At 32.4% G+C, this 20645-nt stretch carries 18 protein-coding genes and 1 other RNA gene; 9 read left to right on the top strand and 10 right to left on the bottom strand.

Annotated features, from left to right (window positions below):
- Positions 1-11: 11 nt before the first annotated feature.
- From KM800_RS15420 to KM800_RS03655, 3 genes are all read right to left on the bottom strand, one after another.
- Positions 12-1493, bottom strand: coding sequence for a hypothetical protein (locus KM800_RS15420; protein WP_254906452.1), 1482 nt, complete (start codon positions 1491-1493; stop codon positions 12-14).
- Between the two features lie 70 nt (positions 1494-1563).
- Positions 1564-2526: a D-2-hydroxyacid dehydrogenase gene (locus tag KM800_RS03660; RefSeq protein ID WP_217811855.1), complete on the bottom strand. Its 963-nt coding sequence runs from the start codon at positions 2524-2526 to the stop codon at positions 1564-1566.
- Positions 2527-2636: 110 nt separating this feature from the next.
- Positions 2637-3047 (bottom strand): putative ABC transporter permease, encoded by a 411-nt coding sequence (locus KM800_RS03655; RefSeq protein ID WP_217811854.1) that lies wholly within the window; start codon positions 3045-3047, stop codon positions 2637-2639.
- Positions 3048-3183: 136 nt separating this feature from the next.
- Between KM800_RS03655 and KM800_RS03650 the strand changes: the two genes are divergently transcribed.
- The 4 genes from KM800_RS03650 to KM800_RS03635 all read left to right on the top strand — a co-directional run bounded on the left by KM800_RS03650 (position 3184) and on the right by KM800_RS03635 (position 5928).
- Positions 3184-3417, top strand: a complete 234-nt coding sequence (locus KM800_RS03650) for a hypothetical protein (protein ID WP_017751650.1) — start codon at positions 3184-3186, stop codon at positions 3415-3417.
- 31 nt (positions 3418-3448) lie between these two features.
- Complete coding sequence (locus tag KM800_RS03645; protein ID WP_217811853.1) at positions 3449-3703, top strand: spore coat protein; 255 nt, start codon at positions 3449-3451, stop codon at positions 3701-3703.
- 121 nt (positions 3704-3824) lie between these two features.
- Positions 3825-4733, top strand: coding sequence for an AEC family transporter (locus KM800_RS03640; protein ID WP_217811852.1), 909 nt, complete (start codon positions 3825-3827; stop codon positions 4731-4733).
- Between the two features lie 160 nt (positions 4734-4893).
- The gene (locus tag KM800_RS03635; RefSeq protein WP_217811851.1) at positions 4894-5928 is read left to right on the top strand and encodes an ABC transporter substrate-binding protein; all 1035 of its coding nucleotides are present in this window, start codon (positions 4894-4896) and stop codon (positions 5926-5928) included.
- A 65-nt stretch (positions 5929-5993) separates the two neighbouring features.
- Here KM800_RS03635 and KM800_RS03630 read toward each other — a convergent pair whose 3' ends face one another.
- On the bottom strand, positions 5994-6527 hold the full coding sequence (locus KM800_RS03630; protein WP_217811850.1) for a peroxiredoxin family protein: 534 nt from the start codon (positions 6525-6527) through the stop codon (positions 5994-5996).
- 159 nt (positions 6528-6686) lie between these two features.
- Here KM800_RS03630 and KM800_RS03625 point away from each other — a divergent pair, with 159 nt between their 5' ends.
- Positions 6687-7349: an HAD family hydrolase gene (locus KM800_RS03625; protein WP_217811849.1), complete on the top strand. Its 663-nt coding sequence runs from the start codon at positions 6687-6689 to the stop codon at positions 7347-7349.
- A 57-nt stretch (positions 7350-7406) separates the two neighbouring features.
- Here KM800_RS03625 and KM800_RS03620 read toward each other — a convergent pair whose 3' ends face one another.
- The 4 genes from KM800_RS03620 to licT form a co-directional block, all read right to left on the bottom strand.
- A complete protein-coding gene (locus KM800_RS03620) occupies positions 7407-8858 on the bottom strand; it encodes a glycoside hydrolase family 32 protein (protein ID WP_217811848.1) in 1452 nt (483 codons plus the stop codon).
- A gap of 59 nt (positions 8859-8917) precedes the next feature.
- Positions 8918-9871, bottom strand: coding sequence for a carbohydrate kinase family protein (locus KM800_RS03615; protein WP_217811847.1), 954 nt, complete (start codon positions 9869-9871; stop codon positions 8918-8920).
- A 22-nt stretch (positions 9872-9893) separates the two neighbouring features.
- A complete protein-coding gene (locus KM800_RS03610; RefSeq protein ID WP_217811846.1) occupies positions 9894-11780 on the bottom strand; it encodes a sucrose-specific PTS transporter subunit IIBC in 1887 nt (628 codons plus the stop codon).
- A gap of 165 nt (positions 11781-11945) precedes the next feature.
- On the bottom strand, positions 11946-12779 hold the full coding sequence (licT, locus tag KM800_RS03605; protein WP_217811845.1) for a BglG family transcription antiterminator LicT: 834 nt from the start codon (positions 12777-12779) through the stop codon (positions 11946-11948).
- Between the two features lie 197 nt (positions 12780-12976).
- Between licT and KM800_RS03600 the strand changes: the two genes are divergently transcribed.
- From KM800_RS03600 to KM800_RS03590, 3 genes are read left to right on the top strand one after another with little or no spacing between them, the layout of a single operon-like run.
- The gene (locus tag KM800_RS03600; protein WP_217811844.1) at positions 12977-13849 is read left to right on the top strand and encodes a tetratricopeptide repeat protein; all 873 of its coding nucleotides are present in this window, start codon (positions 12977-12979) and stop codon (positions 13847-13849) included.
- Positions 13837-15537 (top strand): molecular chaperone HscC, encoded by a 1701-nt coding sequence (locus KM800_RS03595; protein WP_217811843.1) that lies wholly within the window; start codon positions 13837-13839, stop codon positions 15535-15537. The genes KM800_RS03600 and KM800_RS03595 overlap by 13 nt, the downstream gene beginning before the upstream one ends.
- Before the next feature lie 29 nt (positions 15538-15566).
- Positions 15567-18077 (top strand): J domain-containing protein, encoded by a 2511-nt coding sequence (locus KM800_RS03590; RefSeq protein WP_217811842.1) that lies wholly within the window; start codon positions 15567-15569, stop codon positions 18075-18077.
- Between the two features lie 41 nt (positions 18078-18118).
- Here KM800_RS03590 and KM800_RS03585 read toward each other — a convergent pair whose 3' ends face one another.
- Positions 18119-19507 (bottom strand): hypothetical protein, encoded by a 1389-nt coding sequence (locus KM800_RS03585; protein ID WP_217811841.1) that lies wholly within the window; start codon positions 19505-19507, stop codon positions 18119-18121.
- 189 nt (positions 19508-19696) lie between these two features.
- Here KM800_RS03585 and ssrA point away from each other — a divergent pair.
- Positions 19697-20059, top strand: a transfer-messenger RNA (tmRNA) gene (ssrA, locus tag KM800_RS03580).
- 308 nt (positions 20060-20367) lie between these two features.
- Here the strand turns inward: ssrA and KM800_RS03575 are convergent.
- Complete coding sequence (locus KM800_RS03575) at positions 20368-20556, bottom strand: hypothetical protein (RefSeq protein ID WP_217811840.1); 189 nt, start codon at positions 20554-20556, stop codon at positions 20368-20370.
- Positions 20557-20645 lie beyond the last annotated feature (89 nt).

Here is a 20645-nt window from a genome sequence, read left to right as displayed (position 1 = left end):
AAAATGAGATTCTAGTTTAAATCTCTAGAATCTCTCATTTTAATTATATAATATACAAGTTTTGATATGATGTGAACAATCCACAAAAATGAAATTCCAATCATAATGTCATATGAAAGATTCAACAAAAACAAGTGCTTTTTAAAATCACCATGCCCTGATCCTATTACTGGAAGAATAAGCTGTGACATTCCCGACATTAGAATAAAAAACGACATGAGTGAAACCAATCTCACAGTTCTGTTTTTGTTCCTCACAAAATAAAATATTACAATTCCCATATACACAGCAGAAAAGGCTATGAAAATATAAATATTTCTGTGAATTTCAGGATATCTTATTACAAGTGATGTTCTGAAACTATTTAGAAATTTATCTTTATTATAGTTGTACTTTGCAAAATTATGTATGGTAGGTTTTTCAAAAGCATAGGCATTATCCGCAGAGTCAACTATTTTTTGCCAAAGTCTGTCTGGATGTTTAACATAAAAAGATAATATTTTCACCGGTGAAATATTTGGATAAAATTCTTTTTCCATGACTTCTCCTGTAGGATTGTGCTTTGTATGTTTATTATAAAAAGATTGTCCATAAAAGACTATAAATTTTTTATTTAATCCAAGTTCCTCAAGGTCTTTTTCAGGATGTTTCGAGCCTCTTAAAACACCTGAAAACACTGCCTGATACATATTGTTTTGATTCATTGTATTTGTTATGGAGCCATATGCAATTCCACATAATACAACTACCATCAAAGATCCGGTTAAAATATATTTTCTCTGCCTTTTTTCTCTATGATAAATAAATAAAGCTATGTATACAAAACTCATAAAAAACAGAAGTGGAATTTCTTGTGCCTTTGAAGTTAAAAATCCACCTGAAGCAATAAAGAAATATACAAAATATCTTGGATAAGGTTGTTCCCTGCCTACAAGGTTCAAATAAGTACCTATAGTTAAAAAGAAAAATACTATAGTACCTGCCTCTCCAAAGAAAGAATTAAAATAGGATATATATGATGTATCCGTAAAAAATAAAACTATGAATACTCCTGCAGCTATTTTCACTGGAGTAGAAAATTTTTTAAATTTCAAAATCAAAAAAACCCCCAGCAAAAATACTATAGAATAAACGAATGCCAAATATCTTATATCAAATATTCTACTCATAAAACCGTGTGTAATCATTGAAATAACTACAGCTATTTTCAAAAGTATACTTTCAGAAACCCAATCCTTGTAAAATACCAAAAATATAGTGGGTGTAGATATAAGATAGTGCATATGTACAAACCTGTCATACATTTTATGATAACTATTGGATAGATTTGAAAGGCCACCATAATACAATGATAGTCTTCCAAAATCTCCATTGTCATACTTTCCTATGGCTGGATTAATAAACAATGAATTTATGAGTATAATTATTATTGGTACTAAAATCAATATTTCAATTATATGTGCTTTAAAAAAGTTATAAAAATTTTTAATCATTTTCACTTTTGATTTAAATTAAAAGTTCATATGGTGATTTTTTACCATATAAACCTAATCTTCTCCTCTCTTAAACTGCATTTACTGGAGTTCCATTTAAAAATTTCTTTAAATTATCCACTGCTATATCCATCAGTCTCTGTCTGGATTCCTTTGCAGCCCATGCAATGTGGGGCGTAATTATACAATTTTTCGCTTTGAGAAGTGGATTGTCAGCTTCTATAGGCTCTTTTGAAACTACATCAACTGCTGCTGCATGTACTTTTCCACTATTAAGTGCCTCAGCTAAATCCTCCTCTACTATTAAAGGACCCCTGGAAGTATTTATTATTATGACACCATCCTTCATCTTAGATATTGTGGATTTATTTATCATTCCCCTTGTACTGTCAAATAATGGGCAATGAAGACTTACAATATCGGATTTTTTAAATAATTCATCTAATTCTGCATATTTCACGGTATCATTTTCAAGAGTCCTGTCTCTATGCCTGCTGTATGCAAGTACATTCATACCCAGTGACTGAGCTATTTTTGAGGTTGCCTGACCTATTCTTCCATATCCTATAATTCCAAAAGTTTTTCCCTGAAGTTCTGTAAGTGGATATTTCCAGTAACAGAAGTCCTTATTATTCGTCCAACCACCATGTCTTACATCTTCACTATGAATCCATACGTGATTACATATCTCAAGCAATAGAGCAATTGTCATTTGAGCTACTGCAGCAGTACCATATGTGGGAACATTTGTTACTACTATATTCCTCTTTCTGGTTTCTTCAATATCCACTACATTATACCCTGTAGCAAGCACTCCAATATACTTTAGATTTGGCATGCTGGCAAGTGTATGTTTTGATATTGGAAATTTATTTATTAAAATTATTTCAGCATTCCCCGCTCTTTCTTTAATAATGTCCGGACAATCTTCAGGAGTCCTGTCATAAACTTTTATATCTCCAAATGACTTGAATTCATCCCATGTCAAGTCTCCTGGGTTCAATGCATATCCGTCCAACACAACAATCTTCATAAGAACCCTCCTAATTTTTTCTTGTGAATAATTATAACATATTTTTGTAACAAAATTTTTAACACAAAAGGCTTTCAAAAACAATTTATTTTTGAAAGCCTTCTAAAACTTTACTTTTCTATTATCCTCAATCTCATAATACCATCATGAACTATTTCAAACAAAAATCCTGCTGCAAACCATACAGGAAAATAGTCCAGTCTTACAATACCATTTACAGAATAACGGCAGTTTCCATAATTCCATGGACAAATTCCAATAAACTTCTTTATTGTATCTCCGGCAACATATTCCATTAAAAAGAAAATAACTGTGTAGACACCTCCTCTAAAAACAACCGGCCAATGTCTTATTTTATTATGTACAGGCTCTAGCAGTACAGCCATGCCATATATGGGAAACATCCATATATAAGTAAATGCAGTAAGTTTTAAATTTCCACTTAATAATGCTCCAATTCCAGTCCATACTATTTCAGTACACCATCCTAATAAACCATAAATTACAAATCTTATCTTCATAAAAATATCTTTTACATATAACTAATTTATATTCAAGAAAAATATTCATAAAAATGAATTTATTACTTGAATTCAATATAATATTTATCGTTATTTTGGTAACAATATAATTGTACAAATAAGGAGGCGATATTTTATGACACAACAGACAATTACTCCACGTGAAGCATTGGAGATCCATGAACTACTTTCTGCTAAAAATCTTTGCATGACTAAAGCAGTAAATTCAATATCTCAAGTTACCGATCCTGAGTTAAAACAGATTATACAAGATGATATAACTAAAACTAGAACTCAGATTACAGAATTAAAGACATTGCTTTGCAAAGCAGATATGTCTAAAATGGCTATGTCCGGAAGTACAATGTAATAGCTTACCAATAGAGAAAAGGGGTGTAATAATGAACGAACAAATGATAGCAGCTGAATTTTTAGCATCTGCCAAAGCAAGTATGAAAAACTATGCTTCAGCTATTTCAGAAACAGCTTCACCAGAAGTTAGAAATATCTTGAAAACACACTTGAATGATGCTATATGTCTTCACGAAAAGCTTACAGAATACATGATAAAAAAGGGATTCTACAATGCTCAGAATCCACAACAACAATTCCAGAAAGATATACAGGCAGCAGATACTGCTTTGAATCTTAAATAGTTGATTTAAGTGAGGAAATGGCAGAAAATTTATTTAAATAAATTTTCTGCCATTTCTATTGATATATATAATTCATCCATTTATAATAATATATAAATCAAACAGATTGGATGTGCACCACATGGAAAACGTAAACAGTCAATTCTTTTTATCACTGCTTATTATAGGGCTTGGATATATATTTAAACGATTAAATATAATAAAACAAGATGATGGAGATGGAGTATCTCGAATTATATTCAATATAACTCTTCCTTCACTTATAATATACAATTTTAATACTATGAAGCTGGATACATCTCTTATATTTATAACATTGACAAGCTGTGTTTTTGGAATATTCATGGGCTTTCTGGGAATCTTTATTTTTAGGAAGGAAAACAGAAAAATTCGAGGAACTCTATCCATGCTTATTCCAGGCTTTAATATAGGTCTTTTCGCTTATCCACTTGTAGAAGGAATATGGGGAAAAAATGGCGTAAAATACTTTGGTATGTTTGACATGGGAAACACTATTCCTATATTTGTAGTCTGCTACTTGATTGCAAGCTATTTTTCATCAGAAGAAAAGAATTTGGATATAAAAATAACCATAAGAAAACTACTTACATCTATTCCTCTTATGACTTACATAATAACACTCATATTAAATTTGTCAGGTCATCATTATCCTGGAGTGCTAATAAATATTACAGGAATACTTTCCAAGGCAAATGCACCTTTATCCCTTCTTCTACTTGGAATATGCCTGAATTTCACTATAGATAAAGTATATAGAAAAAATATATTTAAAATTCTGCTTATAAGATATTCTATTGGACTAGCTGTTGGAATTATACTATTTAATATTCTTCCTTTCAACGAGCTTTATCGCTATACTCTTCTCATAGGACTTATAATGCCAATTGGAATGGCAGATATTCCCTATGCAGTTGAATTTAATTATGATAAAAAATTTATAGGTACTATTTGTGATGTGACTATAATTATTAGTTTCATACTTATGTGGATTATTGTTGGTTTTTTCTAATAAAAATGATTTATTATTATTTTTTAATTAATTGTATCAATAATTAATAATTTAATAAAATATTAATGCTAAAAGTATTGAATTTTATACTATTAATTTTTATAATAGAATTACTAGTTTATATAAGAAAATTCAGAATAATTTTCAAGGAGGTCAATTTATGAATGAAGCTCTAGACAGTATGCTTATGACTGACGATAGCAATCTCAAGGGTCTTAACCTTATAGGTTTAACCAGCTGCCCCATGAAAAAAATTTTTAGAGAGAATCTAGAAAACACTCTTCAAAAATATAAACAGGCTACAGATAAAATTTTAAAGTGTTATACTCCTATGGGTTGTCACAGCAAAGAACACATTGAGGAATTATTGAAATCCTCAAATTTTGATGATTTGCCAGATGTATTTACAGCATTAGGATACAGAAATACTTTCAAAAACAACATATTAGACAACTTCGCATCTAAAGGATATTTTAAATCACCTCAAGATAAAAATATAAATAAAGATTTTGAGGGACTTGGTCTGATTGATCCCGAAGGCATATACTCAATATATTCTGTATCTTCAGAGGTAATGCTCATAGACAAGAATAAATTGGGAAAACTTCCTGTACCAAAGACCTGGGCTGATTTACTGGATCCCATATATAAAGGTAAAATAATAATAGGCGGCTGTGATGGTGATATACATGAAGATCAGCTTCTTTACTATTATAAATACTTTGGAGATGAAGGAGTGAAAGCCCTTGCAGAAAACTCTAAAAACACCTGGCACCCAGCTCAAATGGCAAAGTCCGCTTCTGTTTCCAGTAGAGATGGTGCAGCTGTCTATATAATACCATGGTTTTTTGCAAATGCTTGTCCTGATAAGCCAAATTTAGAGATAGTATGTCCAGAAGATGGTGCAATGATCAGTCCATCCTTTATTCTCACAAAGGAAGCCAAACTTGATGAAGTAAGTGTTTTAACAGATTGTCTTCTTGGTACAGAATTTGGAACCAAGTGTGCTGACAATCTATATCCTTCATTGAATCCCAATGTAGATAACAATATACCTGAGGGCTTTAAATTCAAATGGCTGGGCTGGGATTTTATAAGATCGATAAACATGGAGAAAACTATGAACAAGATAGTTGATGAATTTATTGACACCTTTAATAAAACAGGCGGAGATGTAGTACTTGAGAAAAAATAATTAAACCTCATTCAAATAGAAAATCACAGGGATAAAATTACAAACAAGAATATCCCCGTGATTTTTTATTTTACATTGTTTATTAGATAATTCATCTCATCTTTATTTATGGAGCCTTCAATAATTCTACTTAAATTACCTGCCTTGTTGATTAAAAAAGTAGTTGGAAATACCCCTACATTGTATTCATCCATAACATTTCCTCCAGTATCAAATAGAACGGGAAAAGCATATCCATTTTTATTTAGAAAATCTGTAATACCCTGTTTTGAAATTTCATTTTCAATGTCCGGTGCAGCTACTCCTAAAATTATTACATTATTCTTGTTATTTCCATATTGTCTGTATATTTTATTTATATCACATATTTCTGCTCTACAAGGAGGACACCATGTTGCCCAAAAATTCAAAAATACAGTCTTTCCCTTATAACTGCTAAGATTATGAATTTTCCCATATTGATCAACTAAATTAAAGTCCAAAGGTCTTACCTTGCTGGATGCACTTACAGGATTGTTTATACATACACAGAGTATTATAATTATACTCAATGTTAAAAACACAAAATTAATCTTTTTAATATTATTGCCAATCTCCATTTAATTCCTCCCTTCTTTAAAATACATACTTGTTTTAGTATGGTTGAAATACATCTAAATTATCACTACACTTGTAATGACAACATATGGTATTATATAGATAAAACATGTGCAAACTCTTAATAATAACTATACTTCAAGAAGGGACTGAATAATATTATGACAGATTTAAAACTTGCCATATTTGATATGGATGGATTAATGTTTGATACTGAAAGAATTATGCATAGCGCCTATATAGAAGCAGGAAACTTGTACAATTATAAATTTGATGATTCTGTATTTGCAAAGACTACAGGTGCAAGCAGCAAAAGAAGAAATAAAATACTTATTGACACTTTTGGGAAAGATTTTCCTCTTGAAAAGGTATTATCATATAAAGAAAAGAAATTCAAAGATACAATACATAAGTACGGAGTACCTATAAAACCAGGACTTATTGAACTTATGGATTTCTTTAAAGAAAACAAAATTAAAATAGCAGTTGCATCTTCCAGTAAAAGAAATGTTGTTGAATACAATGTACACCACGCAGGTGTATATGATAATATTGACTATATAATAAGTGGAGAGGAACTTAAAGAAAGCAAGCCAAATCCTGAAATCTTTTTAAAGCCCTGTGAATTTTTCAATATAAATACTGACAATGCCATTGTAATGGAAGACTCTACAAATGGTTTAATAGCTGCAATTCGAGCACATATAAAACCTATATGGATTCCTGATTTAATAAAGATTCCAGATGATGTTAAAGATAAACTCTTTGCACAGGCAAAAGATCTTTCACAGGTAATAGATATTGTGAAAAAGAAATTCAAATAAACAATAAAAACTCTATTAGATGAAAGTCTACATAGAGTTTTTATTATATGAAATTTACTATATTCTATAATATACGGCATTGACTATTGAGACTTTTCCATGTGCCTCAACTTTGGTGTCCAGGCATCTATCACCCATATATGCTCTTAATGAAAAAACTTCCTGTCCATCATTTACAAATATCTCAAGAGATGACCTGTCAGAAAAAATCTGCAGCTTTAAAGTATCATTGTGAGGCAGTCTTACACTTCTTGTACCCCCTAATATATAATCTGTATGACTTCTATCTACAGTCAATATGTCCTTTTGGAATTCAACACTTACAAACTTGTTTTCACTGCATCTTAAATATAATGTTAATTTCTCAGTATGTTTCACATCAAAATTTATTTTCATCTCATACACATCAGAATCAAAACTATGTAATTTAATAATAGAATTTTCTACTATTAAATTGCGTATCTCCACACTATCTTTTCTCAAACTTTTAAGTTCAGCTACAGGTTTCTGATAAATCCTTCCATTTTTCAAATTCAGCTCTCTTGGAATTGCAAGACAGTGCATCCATGAATATTGTCTGGAAGGCTGTTCTTCTTCTTCAGGATTTCCCATCCATCCAATCATTATAGTTTTCTTGCCATCATTAAATATCTGTGGTGCATAGAATTCAAATCCTCTATCTATTTCTTCAAAACTTCTGCAGTTTGCAAATGTCAAATTATCTTCCTCTATTTTTCCTGTTATATAGCCACACTGGTATATATTGTTGTACAACATTCCTGAAGGTTCCAGGCCCTGAGGGCAGAACATCAAAATATCTTTTACCATACCATCTTTTTCATCTTCGAGTTGGAAAAGATTGGGGCATTCCCACATATATCCAAAGTTTTCAGCATCAATACCCTTGAATTTCATTTCTCCCTGTATTTTCCAGTGAAAGAGATCATCTGATTTATAGAGAACAACTCTTCCCTTAAGTTGGGTATTCTGTGCTCCTAATACAAAATAGAAATCTCCATTTTTCCTGAATACTTTAGGATCTCTAAAATGTGCCATATACCCTTCAGGTTGATTTTTTACAAGGGGATTTTTTTCTAATTTGGAAAACTTTCTGCCATCTTTAGATACTGCACCACATTGATAAGTCTCTCTGTTTCCATCTTCATCCTTCACATTTCCAGTATATATGAGATAGAACTTTTTATTGACCTCAATAGCACTGCCAGAATAACAACCGTTCCGGTCATACCACATGTCCGGCGAAAGAGCCGTTTCAAGTTCCTCCCAGTGTATTAAATCCCGGGACTTCATATGTCCCCAATATACCTTCCTGTTTTCAGGGAAAAATGGATTCCACTGATAGAATACATGATATTCCCCTCTATAATATATAAGTCCATTTGGATCATTTATAAAACCTATTTTAGGTACTATGTGGAACCTGGGTCTATTGTAATCCGATTCTACAATGTGTATTTTACGTTCTATATTTTTCTGTATTTCATTCATAAATCAAATACACCTCTTTTCCTTTAAAATACTAGTTTCAAAATTTATAATATTACAAACTACTGTAAAAATTTATTAACCTTGTCCAATGTAGGTAATGCTTCTGTTGCGCCCATTTCTGTACAAGTTAATGCACCTACTAAATTTGCAAATTTTACAATATTTGAAAATTCACTATTGTCCTTTAAAATATCCTTGGAATCAGAACATGCCATTTTATAGAGAAGAGCACCTACAAAAGCATCTCCTGCACCTGTAGAATCAACTGATTTTATCTTCATTGAACCTACAGTTTCCACATGATCCCCTGCAATGATCAAAGTTCCCTCTTTGCCGAGAGTTACAAGAAGTACAGTTTCTCCAAGTTTGGAAAGTGCAAGTGCTGCCTCTTTTACATCGGATATGCCTGTTATAAGACATACTTCTGCATCACTTACCTTTACTATGTCAGATTTTGCTATGTACTTTTTAGACAGTTCTATAAATTCCTGATCTCTCCCAGCCCATAGATTATCTCTATAATTCGGGTCAAAGCATATTAATTTTTGACTTTTTTCTGCATAGGCAAAAAATTTGTCATATGTATCTCTAAGTGAACCACCTAAAAGAGCTGTGGCTGATCCAAAATGGAATATATCAAAATGTTCCATTTTTTTAGCTTCTTTTTCATCTGGTTCATAAATTTCGTCTGCACCTCTTGCAAATACAAAATCTCTTTCTCCATCTTCTTGAACTGAAACAAATGACATGGTAGTTGGCTTTCCTTCTCTTTTCAAGAAAGTAGTATCCACTCCTTCTTTTACAAGACTGTTTTCAAGGAAATCTCCAAATGGATCCCGCCCAACGCTTCCTCCAAAACTAGCTTTTCCACCTAATCTTGATATAGCTGATGTAACATTTGCAGGAGCCCCACCTGCTTTTTTCAAGAAATTATTTCCTGAAGAAAGAGACACTCCTATATCCGTACATATAAAATCGATAAGAAGTTCTCCTATGCATAGTACTTTTTTCATAAATCATTTCTCCTTTTTTTATTTATTTTACCACGCTTATAAAATCATCACCTGTGCTTATTTCAGCATCATCCTTGGATAAAACATCCGAGTACTGATCTGCATTGGTAACAAGTACGCATGTAGTTATATCATATCCCGCTTCTTTTATCTTTTCAATATCAAATTCTACCAGAACATCTCCCTTTTTAACTTTCACCCCATTATCAACATAGGCTTTAAAATATTTACCTCCAAGTTTGACTGTATCTATGCCAACATGAATAAGTACTTCAACTCCATTATCCGCTGTAAGTCCTATAGCATGCTTTGTATTGAAAAGTGCACTTACTGTCCCATCTACAGGAGAACATACCCGTCCTATATCAGGCATTATAGCTGCCCCTTTTCCCATTATTCCAGATGCAAAAGCATCATCCTGTACTTCAGACAACAGTATTGCCTTTCCAGTTAGTGGACTTGATAAAGTCGCTGACTGTAAAAGTTCAGTTTCTGTAACTTCCTCACATTTTTCTTCAATATCCTCTTTCTCATCTTCACTCTTGTTTTTATCCTTGAAAATTGCAATAGTAACAAAGAAGGATACTGCAAGTGAAATGGCCATTCCTATAATGTAATTAATCATTGACATGCCTGTTGTTATGGCAATTCCCGGAATTCCTGTAACTCCAATTCCATTCATTCCAACCTTCATTAAAACTACATATGCTCCTGCAACAGCTCCTCCTATACAAGCTCCTATAAATGGCTTCATAAATCTTAAATTAACTCCAAATATAGCCGGTTCCGTTATTCCAAGAAGACAGCTTACAGCTGCAGGTGCTGCTACTGATTTTATCTTATTGTCTCTTGACTTCAAGTAAACTGCAAAAGCTGCTCCACCTTGTGCTACATTTGCCATGGACCATATTGGAAGAAGAAAGTTTATTCCTATGGCTTTATTTGCAAGCAAACCTGCCTCTACAGCGTGAAAACTATGTTGTATTCCTGTTATTACTATTAACGAGTACAATCCTCCAAAGATTATACCTGCTACCGGACCAAGTGTAACATACATTCCCTTGAGTCCAAGTGATATTCCATCACCAGCTATTCTTCCCAAAGGTCCTATGACTGTCAAAGTAATAAAGGCAGTTATCATTAGAGTAAGAAAAGGTGTAAGAAGTATATCCAATACATTTGGAACTATTTTTCTGCATCCCTTTTCGATCTTTGACATAAGCCAAACTGCTATAAGTATAGGAAGCACTGTTCCCTGATATCCCACCATTCCAATATGCAATCCAAATACAGTAATGGTCTTGTGTATTCCTTCACCAAGTGTCCATGCATTTTGAAGATTTGGATGTATCATTATAGCTCCAAGTACACATGCAAGATACTGATTTGTACCAAATACCTTTGCAGCACTGAAGGCTATTATCATAGGTAGGAATACGAAAGCTGCATTTGAGAACATATTCAGCATCTGATATATTCCACTTTGTGAATTTATAACATTAAAACTGGTAAGACAGTTTAAAAGACCCATAAGAAGTCCACAGGCTACTATAGCCGGTATAATAGGTACAAAAATATTTGAAAGCATTCTTGCAAATCTCTGGGCCACATTCATCTTCTGTGCAGCAATATCCTTCTGTTCACTTACAGTACTCTCTCTTATATTGGCTATTTTTATAAGTTCAGCATATGCCTTGTTAACTGCACCCTGTCCTATTATAATCTGGTATTGACCTGCACTGCTAAATGCACCTTTTACTCCATCTATATTTTCTATTTTCTTTGTATCGGCTTTTTTGTCGTCCCTAAGTACAAAGCGAAGTCTGGTTGCACAGTGAGTAACACTTTGAATATTATCTTCTCCTCCTACAAATTTCAAGACATCCTTTGCCAATTCAGCATAATTCATTTTACTCCTCCTCATATAATAAATCTGGTAAATTATTTATTTGTAATTTTATTTAAAGGCAAAATAAAAAACCTAAATTATTCCTTATACGAAATAGACTTACACTACTTCATACAAGAATATAATTTAGGTTTTGCCTGCTTACCAGTAACAATCCTACTGTATTCAATTTCTTCTTACTACTCTTTCAATGTGTATAATCAAATAAACCATTTCTTCATGTTCAAGTTTATAACTGTATGTTTTTTCAAGATATTTCCGTATCCTGCAGGTACAAAGATAGGATTCACCGTATTGTTTTTTTACTACATCATACAGGAATTCATCTCCAGTTTTATATGGAGTATTTTTTAGTATTCTATGTGCAAAAAATTTCAGATGAGTTAAAAATCTATAATAGTTTATTGATTCCTCATCAAAATCAATTTTGAAATAATACTTTACAATACTCAGTATATCCTGAACTATTTTTGTTATATTCATTAACTCGGGCATATCACTATTTATTTCGGCATTTACAATGTGAAAAGCTATAAAAGCCGCTTCATCTTCAGGCAATTCCATATCAAGCCTTTTTTTTATTATATGAAGTGCCTCCATACCCATATTAAACTCTTTGCTGTAAAGTTTTTTCATCTCCCACAACATTGAATTTTTAATGGCTATACCCTTTTTATACCTTTCAACTGCAAAACTTATGTGGTCTGTAAGAGAAAGATAAATCTGATCATTGACCCTTCCATCCGTGTGTTCCTTTACATAATTTATTATCTCATCGGCAGTTTTCATATGTTCTATAGGAATGCCTGATATCAATTTTTTAAATTTTGACAGGATACCGTTGTCATCTTTAAGTTCAAAAGTCTTTTCAATTTTGTCTTCAACTACTATGTCTCCAGGCCGCTTATTGAAAGCTATACCTCTCCCCATTACAATTATCTCTATCTTGTTCTGAATAACTGTAATTACATTATTGTTAAGAATTTTTTTTATTCTCATAGCATCACCTTTGGTGAATCTTTAATTATAGATATTATTTTACTTTATATCGTGTATTTTTGTCAATTATTTAATAATAAATTGTATAAAGTATAAAATATTCTTCATTTAACTTCTTCAATTACATATAGAAAATTTAGAAATTTTACTGTAAAATTTAATTTATACAAAATATATACAGGAGATGTAATATCATCATGATTAATTTTTTCAAAAAGTTAAAAAATAATTCCTATGATTCCAAAGATAATGATGCAAAATTCCGCGATGATCTTAGCGGACTGTATGATAATTTCTCTTTAAGAATTGATCCTAAAAACTGGGATGCTCTTATACACAATGCTTCAAATAAATACAATTGGTATATGGACATTATAGGTGATAAACTACTGCATTTTCTCATGTCCAATTACAATCTTCCCTATCAGATATGGACTTTACTGGATCAACATTTTCAGTGGAAAAGTGGAAGTATGGAACTTTCAAAATTATATTCAAAGGATTTCATACAATTTGTAATATCAAATATAAATAACCAGTATAGATTAAGATATGATCTGTTCAAATCAGAAATAAATGGTTCTTATGATGATTTCATAAATTTATATTACAAAGCTTATTTTTCACTGCAAAACAAAAATCTCTATACTGCCCAAAAGTCAATCCTCCAGGCAAAGCAGATATTTGATGAACATCCTGATTTAATTATCCTTGAAGGCAGTTACCATGTTGAAATCAACAGGATTGACAAAGCTATAGAAAATTTCTCACATGTTATAAATAATGACGATAATGATTTTTATGCCCATTTAAATAGAGCTGATACTTATGTAAAATCAGGAAAACTCAGCATGGCATATGAAGACTACAGCAAATGCCTGAGTATAGATCCTGAAAACATAAGAGTTCAATGCCAACTTGGGAATTGCTGTCTGTACATGGGAAATTATAAAGAGGCAAAAGATATATATATTAAAATACTTTCAAAATACCCAAACGACAAATTGATTTCACAAAATTTAGATTCAGCTTGTGACTTTTTAGAGGAGGAATTAAAATGCCAATCTTAGGAATAGATTTAGGAACTACAAACAGCCTTGTTTCATACTGGAATAATGAGAAATCCGTAATAATACCAAATGTCTTCGGTGAAAATCTGACTCCCTCTGTAGTAAGTGTAGATGATTCAGGACAAATATTCATAGGAAAGATTGCAAAAGAACGTCTTATAACACATCCAGACATGACGGCAAGTGTATTCAAAAGGAATATGGGTTCAAAAAAATTATTTAAATTGGGAGATAAAGAGTTCCTTCCCGAAGAACTCTCTTCACTTATAATCAGATCACTAAAACAAGATGCAGAAATATATCTTGGACAACCTGTAGAGGAAGCTATTATAAGTGTTCCTGCATATTTTAACGATACCCAGAGAAAAGCTACAAAAAGAGCTGGAGAGCTTGCAGGATTAAAGATAGAAAGACTTATAAACGAACCTACTGCAGCAGCCATAGCTTATGGATTACATGAGAAAGAATCCAATAGCAAATTCTTGGTTTTTGATCTAGGTGGAGGTACTTTTGATGTATCAATACTGGAACTTTATAAAAATATAATGGAAGTGCGAGCTGTAGCTGGTGACAACTATCTTGGTGGAGAAGATTTTACCAATATTATTATGTCACTCTTCCTGGAACACAATAATTTAAAACTAGAGGATATTGAATACAAAACTGCAGCATATATAAAGGAACAGTCGGAAATGGCCAAGATCAAATTTTCCACAGACAAAGAAGTCTCTATAAAATGTAAGATAAAAGACAAATTACTTGACTATACTTTAAAAATAGATGACTACGAAAGAGACTGCCAGAGTTTAATTGCAAAGCTAAGAAGGCCTATAGAAAGAGCACTCAGCGATGCTAAAATAAAAGCAAGTGAAATTGACTCTATAGTTTTAGTTGGAGGTGCTACAAAGCTTCCCATTATACGAACTTTCGTAAGTAAATTATTTGGACGTATACCAAGTGTAAATATAAATCCAGATGAAGCTGTAGCTCTTGGAGCAGGAATACAGGCTGCAATGAAAGAGAGGAACAGTCATTTGAAGGAAATAGTGCTTACAGATGTGTGTCCTTATACTTTAGGTACCAATATCTCATTAAGAAAGCCTGATGGATACTACGAATCGGGACATTTTTGTCCTATAATCGAGAGAAATACAGTAATTCCAGTAAGTAAAAGTGAACGACTTTACACCATACAGGACAACCAGGAAAAAATAAATATTGAAATACTTCAAGGTGAAAGCAGACTTTCTAAAAACAATATACTACTTGGTGAGATAAATATTGATGTGCCCCCTTCACCTGCAGGAGAACAAGCCATTGACGTAAGATATACTTATGACATAAATGGTATTTTGGAAGTTGAAGTAACTGTACTTTCAAATGGATTTAAAAAAAGAGCCATAATAGAAAAAAATCCAGGTTATATGTCCAAAGATGAAATTGAAAAAAGATTTCAAGAACTTAGCAGTATTAAAATTCATCCTAGAGAAAAGGAAGAAAATAAACTCATTATGGCCAAAGGGGAAAGATTATACGAGGAATCTACAGGTAAAATCAGAGAATTGTTGGATTATAATTTACAAGTTTTTGAAGATATTTTAAATAGACAGGATGAGCATGAAATAGAAGAAGCTGCAAAGAAATTAAAAATGATATTTGCGCAAATTGAACAGATGAAGGAATTTTAATAATTTTATTATGATATACGGAGGTAATTATGAGTTTTTGGGATATATTAGGGATAGAGCCTACAGAAGATAAATCCGCTATAAAAGAAGCTTATGCATCACAATTGAATTTACATCATCCTGAAGATGATCCTGAAGGATTTCAAGCTTTAAGAGAAGCCTATGAAACTGCACTGAAATACGATCCAGACAATCAGGACATTCCTTCAAATGACAAGATTGACATAATTCAAAATTCTCCAGTGAAACAATGGATATCAAAAGTAAACATTGTATATAATGACTTTTTTCAAAGGATAGATGAAAATAAATGGTATGACTTATTGAATGAAGATATATGCTTTCAAATCGATACATCCGAAGAAATAAGTTATGAACTTCTCAATTTTTTAATGGGCAACTATTATCTTCCCCATAAAATATGGCAAATACTTGATGAGCATTTTTTATGGAGTGATAAAGCTGAACAACTGTATAATATTTTCCATCCTGATTTTATAAATTTTGTATTGGATAGTATAAAGAGGCCAACAACCTTTAGATATAATCTATTTAAAAATGGATTGAATATAAATTATGATAAATATATAGCAAACTACTATAATGCTGTTCGTCACCTTAATGCAAATAATATATATGATGCCAGAAAATCAATAGACAGTGCTGCTAAAATGTATCCCTGTCATCCAGATTTAAAAATTTTGGATGGAAGATACTATTTGACAACAAACAATCTGTCTAAAGCTATCAAAATATTCTCTAAAGTTATAGAATCACAGGAAGATGATTTTGATGCCCATTTAAATCGCGGCATTGCACTTTTAAGACTTGGAAAGCTTCATGAATCCTATGAAGACTACAGCAAAGCTGTTAAAATTCTCCCGATCAGTACTAGTGCTGCATATGGACTGGCATATTGCTGTTTTTGCATGGAAAAATTTGGGCAGTCAAGACAACTATTCCATGATTTATTGGAAAAATATCCATATAACTCGGATATAAAAGCAATGTTCATTTCCTCCAATGATTATTTGATTGATGAATATAAAAATAAACCAGATTGTCACTATAAACTGGCTCAATGCTATTTTTACGCTGAGGAATTTGAAAAATGCCATGAACTCCTAAAAGACATTATGAAAGATCCAAAAGCAGACTCCAAAATCTATCTGCTGCTTGGTAATACATTAAAAGTCTTAAACTCATTCAAAAAAGCTGAAATGTATATAAATGAATCCATAAAGTTAAATCCTGAAAACTGGGAAGCCTATTATTCCAAGGCTTTGTTATTTGAAAAAATGAACAAATATGAGGAAGCTTTAAATCTATATAACAGAGCTGAGGGCATCAACAGCACCTTACCTGTATTATATGACAATAAAGGTAATCTTCTATGCAAACTTGAAAAATTTGAAGATGCTGTTGAGTCCTACGGAAAATCCATAGAACTAAATTCCAATATTTTCCATGTGTATATTCATAGAATTTCTGCACTTATTGAACTTGGACTCTATGATCAGGCACTGGATAATTGTGATATTGGTCTAAAAGCATTTCCCTACTATCCTGATTTATATATAAAAAAATCAAAAATACTTTTCGACTTAAAAAAATATGAAGATACAATCAATACATGCGACAGTGCTCTTAAAATAAACATTGAACACAGTAAAATATACTATTACAAGGGAATGTCATCATTAATGCTTGACAATACAGATGCTGCAATCAAAATGTACTGTAAAGCTATAGAAATGGACCCTGGCAATGCAAAATACTGCTATCATCTGGCATGTTTGTATTACGATGAAAATAACTATGAATTAGCTTTCGAGTACTATGGAAAAGCATTGGATATAGAACCAGAGTATATAGACTGTTATAATGACAGAGGGGTATTATATAAAAAGCTTGGGGATTTGGAGAGAGCAAAGCAGGATTTTGAAAAGATACTGGAAGTTGACCCCAAATATATAAGTGCCTATAATAATTTAGGTGCTATCTATGGCACGTTAAAAGATTTTAGAACATCAATAGACTACTATAATAAATCACTGGAATTAGATCCGGACAACCCAGAAGTATACACTTCAAGGGGATTTTCATATAAATGCATGAAAAAATATCAAAATACACTCTCAGACTACAAACATGCTATTGAGTTAGATCCAGAGTATTTGCTTACCTATAATAATTTGGGGATTTTGTATTTTGACAATCTAAACGACTATGATAAATCATTGGAATATTTTCAAATGTGTATAAAAATATCTCCCGATTACCATGAAGCCTATAATAATATTGGACTTTTATATAATAAATTGAAAGAATATGACAAGGGAATATCCTATATAACAAAAGCACTGGAAATAGATCCTGACAATGAACTGTACAATCTAAATATAGCTATTCTGTATCAAAACAACCATAACTATTTAAAAGCCATAGAGCATTATGAAAAAGTCATGGAGATTTCTCCTGACAATCAAACCGTAGAAAGAGCTTTAAAAAAGTTAAAGAAAAAATCAGGTAAAAAATAAACTCTCCAGCAGATGTACTGCTGGGGTTTTACATAGACTTATCACATTAAAAATACTGCAAATATAGTTGTAACAACCAGACCTATTACAACAGGTATCAAATTTCTCTTGGTGAGTTCAAAGGCATCTACTTTGCATATTGCAGCTACAGGTATAACTGCCCATGGTATTATAGTTCCTCCACCTACATATATAGCTGATATCTGTCCAAGTGCTGTAAGTACATCTGTTCCTCCACCAAGTGAAATGGAAAACATGTGGGCTATGGAACCGACAAGGGATATACCTGAAAATCCAGATCCGTCGAGACCTGTTATAGCACCTACTGCAGTCAAAGTTCCAGAAGCTACAAATGGATTCAGAGGTACTATACTAGAAAGTGCAACTCCAAGGTCATTTACTATTCCCTGGGAATGCTTTGGAAGTATATTTCCAAAAATTTCACCAAAGGCTGAATCACCAAGGTAAAAAAATGCGGCTATTGGAATTACAACACCAAATATTTTAAATCCAAATTGAAGCCCCGCCACAATGTTGTCAGTTATCTTTTCAAGAGATGCCTTTTTATAATATATGATTGAAATTATACTGAGGACAAATACTGCAGTTCCACCTATAAGTGCTGTAGCATCCCCTCCTTGAAATTTATAGGTATACATGAGGAATATATCCAATATGAAAACAGCAATTATTATGACAGCCAGTATTTTTCTAAAAGTTTGTGGAATAACCATTTGTGACTCTTCATTTGCTTCATCCTCCAAATCAAAATCTGTATTGATTTTTCCACTTTTCATATCCTTTCTAAGCATGTAAAATGCAGTTATAGTAGTAACTGCACCCATTACAATGGTAAGAGGTACACTGGCAGATATTACTTTGGATACAGATATGCCAGCTGCATCTGCTGTAAGCTTTGGAGCCGCCTGTATTATAAAATCACTGGACAGTGCTATACCATGTCCAAACAAGTTCATTGCAACTGCAGCTCCTATTGCGGGTAGTCCAACTTTTTTAGCTATAGGAAGAAACAGTGCTCCTATTAAAGCTACTGCAGGAGACGGCCAAAAAAGCCAGGAAAGCGCCATCATCACAATACCTATTACCCAATAGGCAGATGTTGGTGATTTGATTATCTTGCCAAAAGGCTTAACCATCTCTTTATTTATTCCGGAAGTAACCAATACATTGCTCATGGCAGTTATTATGGAAATTATAAATATAGTTGGCATAAGCTCTTTGGTTGCATATACAAGACTGTTGAATACTCCAATAAGGGATTTTGAAATAGATGCCGTTCCGACTATACCAAGAATAAAAATTCCAACTATACATATCAATGATATATCTCGTTTCATTATCATTGCAACAATTATTATAATTATGAATATAAGATATATAAAGTGGAGATTTGTAAGTACAACGTTCATATCTTTCCCCCGGACAAATTAGTATACTAATAAGTTATGCTGTATAAAATATGCTGTGATAGGAAATATTAAATAATATTAATGCAAATTTTTTTGACTTATATGACTTTAAGTGTTATAATTAAAAACTACATCAAGTATTTAATTATTGTAGTTCTTGCCTTAAAGGCAATTTGCGTTTTACATTATGGGGGCGCATTTTGGTTTCGACGGGGGCAAGTTGGGTTTGAGAAGCGAGTCGAGGGAACCTGTGGACCCGCGTTAAAAAACTATGGGGTTTAAATATAAACGCAAACAATAACGAAGAATTAGCTTTAGCAGCATAGTCTGCTAGCCGTCAGTCCGGATTTCCCGCGCTCCGGAGCCTGGCGCCGATAGCGGGGTCCCGAGTCCAGGAAAGCTTTGACCTGGAAACGGAATTTATGAAGCTACTGAATTCAGAAGCCTGTCCTTAGGCGTCTGAATAAGGGAATTTTAAATTAAGGAATGCACTCGGAGATGCTCAAGCGTTTCTGCTTTCGGACAGGGGTTCGACCCCCCTCGCCTCCACCAATTGGTAACGTGGTATTTTAATAAATGACTATTTATCATCATTTGATAAATAGTCATTTTTATATTATCCCATATCATTACTGTATGGTAACAAATATATAAAAAATTTATGCTTTGGATGTCAAAATAGATGTCATTAAATTATCTCAGATACCTGTAAGTTCAAGACTTTACAAATCCTTATTGTTTTACTTGAGCTTTGTAAATGCTGTTATATTATCAACATTGTGGATAAGTTTCTGTTAACAATAAAAATTACTTTATAAATACTCGATCTGTACAATATTATTTAATATTAGTGGCAAAAGTTAAATTCCAATGTCAGCACCCTTATCAGCCATCCATTTAATTATACTTACAGTTCTATAAGACTTTTTTATTACACAATTGTCAGTACTAATTACTCTTCTTTTCATTCCTCCATTTGACATATTCCTCGTTTTTTGATAGTATGAGGTCATACCACTTGTTAACTTATTCGTTAACGTAAAATTCATTTGCCCTTTCCCAAGGGCTCTTTTTTATCTATTAAATTCCATAGCACATCAACACACACCCCTCTTCAACACTACATATGACCTGAAGG

Source organism: Clostridium tyrobutyricum (assembly GCF_019144085.1).
GTDB classification, from domain to species: Bacteria; Bacillota; Clostridia; order Clostridiales; family Clostridiaceae; genus Clostridium_B; species Clostridium_B tyrobutyricum_A.
The sequence above is the reverse complement of the archived record's forward strand: the minus strand, read 5'-3'. Positions and strand labels throughout refer to the sequence as shown.

Bases quoted from the DNA above. Each gene is read 5' to 3' on its own strand.
- KM800_RS15420 (WP_254906452.1), bottom strand. From the start codon at position 1,493: ATGATTAAAAATTTTTATAACTTTTTTAAAGCACATATAATTGAAATA.
- KM800_RS03660 (WP_217811855.1), bottom strand. From the start codon at position 2,526: ATGAAGATTGTTGTGTTGGACGGATATGCATTGAACCCAGGAGACTTG.
- KM800_RS03655 (WP_217811854.1), bottom strand. From the start codon at position 3,047: ATGAAGATAAGATTTGTAATTTATGGTTTATTAGGATGGTGTACTGAA.
- KM800_RS03650 (WP_017751650.1), top strand. From the start codon at position 3,184: ATGACACAACAGACAATTACTCCACGTGAAGCATTGGAGATCCATGAA.
- KM800_RS03645 (WP_217811853.1), top strand. From the start codon at position 3,449: ATGAACGAACAAATGATAGCAGCTGAATTTTTAGCATCTGCCAAAGCA.
- KM800_RS03640 (WP_217811852.1), top strand. From the start codon at position 3,825: ATGGAAAACGTAAACAGTCAATTCTTTTTATCACTGCTTATTATAGGG.
- KM800_RS03635 (WP_217811851.1), top strand. From the start codon at position 4,894: ATGAATGAAGCTCTAGACAGTATGCTTATGACTGACGATAGCAATCTC.
- KM800_RS03630 (WP_217811850.1), bottom strand. From the start codon at position 6,527: ATGGAGATTGGCAATAATATTAAAAAGATTAATTTTGTGTTTTTAACA.
- KM800_RS03625 (WP_217811849.1), top strand. From the start codon at position 6,687: ATGACAGATTTAAAACTTGCCATATTTGATATGGATGGATTAATGTTT.
- KM800_RS03620 (WP_217811848.1), bottom strand. From the start codon at position 8,858: ATGAATGAAATACAGAAAAATATAGAACGTAAAATACACATTGTAGAA.
- KM800_RS03615 (WP_217811847.1), bottom strand. From the start codon at position 9,871: ATGAAAAAAGTACTATGCATAGGAGAACTTCTTATCGATTTTATATGT.
- KM800_RS03610 (WP_217811846.1), bottom strand. From the start codon at position 11,780: ATGAATTATGCTGAATTGGCAAAGGATGTCTTGAAATTTGTAGGAGGA.
- licT (WP_217811845.1), bottom strand. From the start codon at position 12,779: ATGAGAATAAAAAAAATTCTTAACAATAATGTAATTACAGTTATTCAG.
- KM800_RS03600 (WP_217811844.1), top strand. From the start codon at position 12,977: ATGATTAATTTTTTCAAAAAGTTAAAAAATAATTCCTATGATTCCAAA.
- KM800_RS03595 (WP_217811843.1), top strand. From the start codon at position 13,837: ATGCCAATCTTAGGAATAGATTTAGGAACTACAAACAGCCTTGTTTCA.
- KM800_RS03590 (WP_217811842.1), top strand. From the start codon at position 15,567: ATGAGTTTTTGGGATATATTAGGGATAGAGCCTACAGAAGATAAATCC.
- KM800_RS03585 (WP_217811841.1), bottom strand. From the start codon at position 19,507: ATGAACGTTGTACTTACAAATCTCCACTTTATATATCTTATATTCATA.
- KM800_RS03575 (WP_217811840.1), bottom strand. From the start codon at position 20,556: ATGAATTTTACGTTAACGAATAAGTTAACAAGTGGTATGACCTCATAC.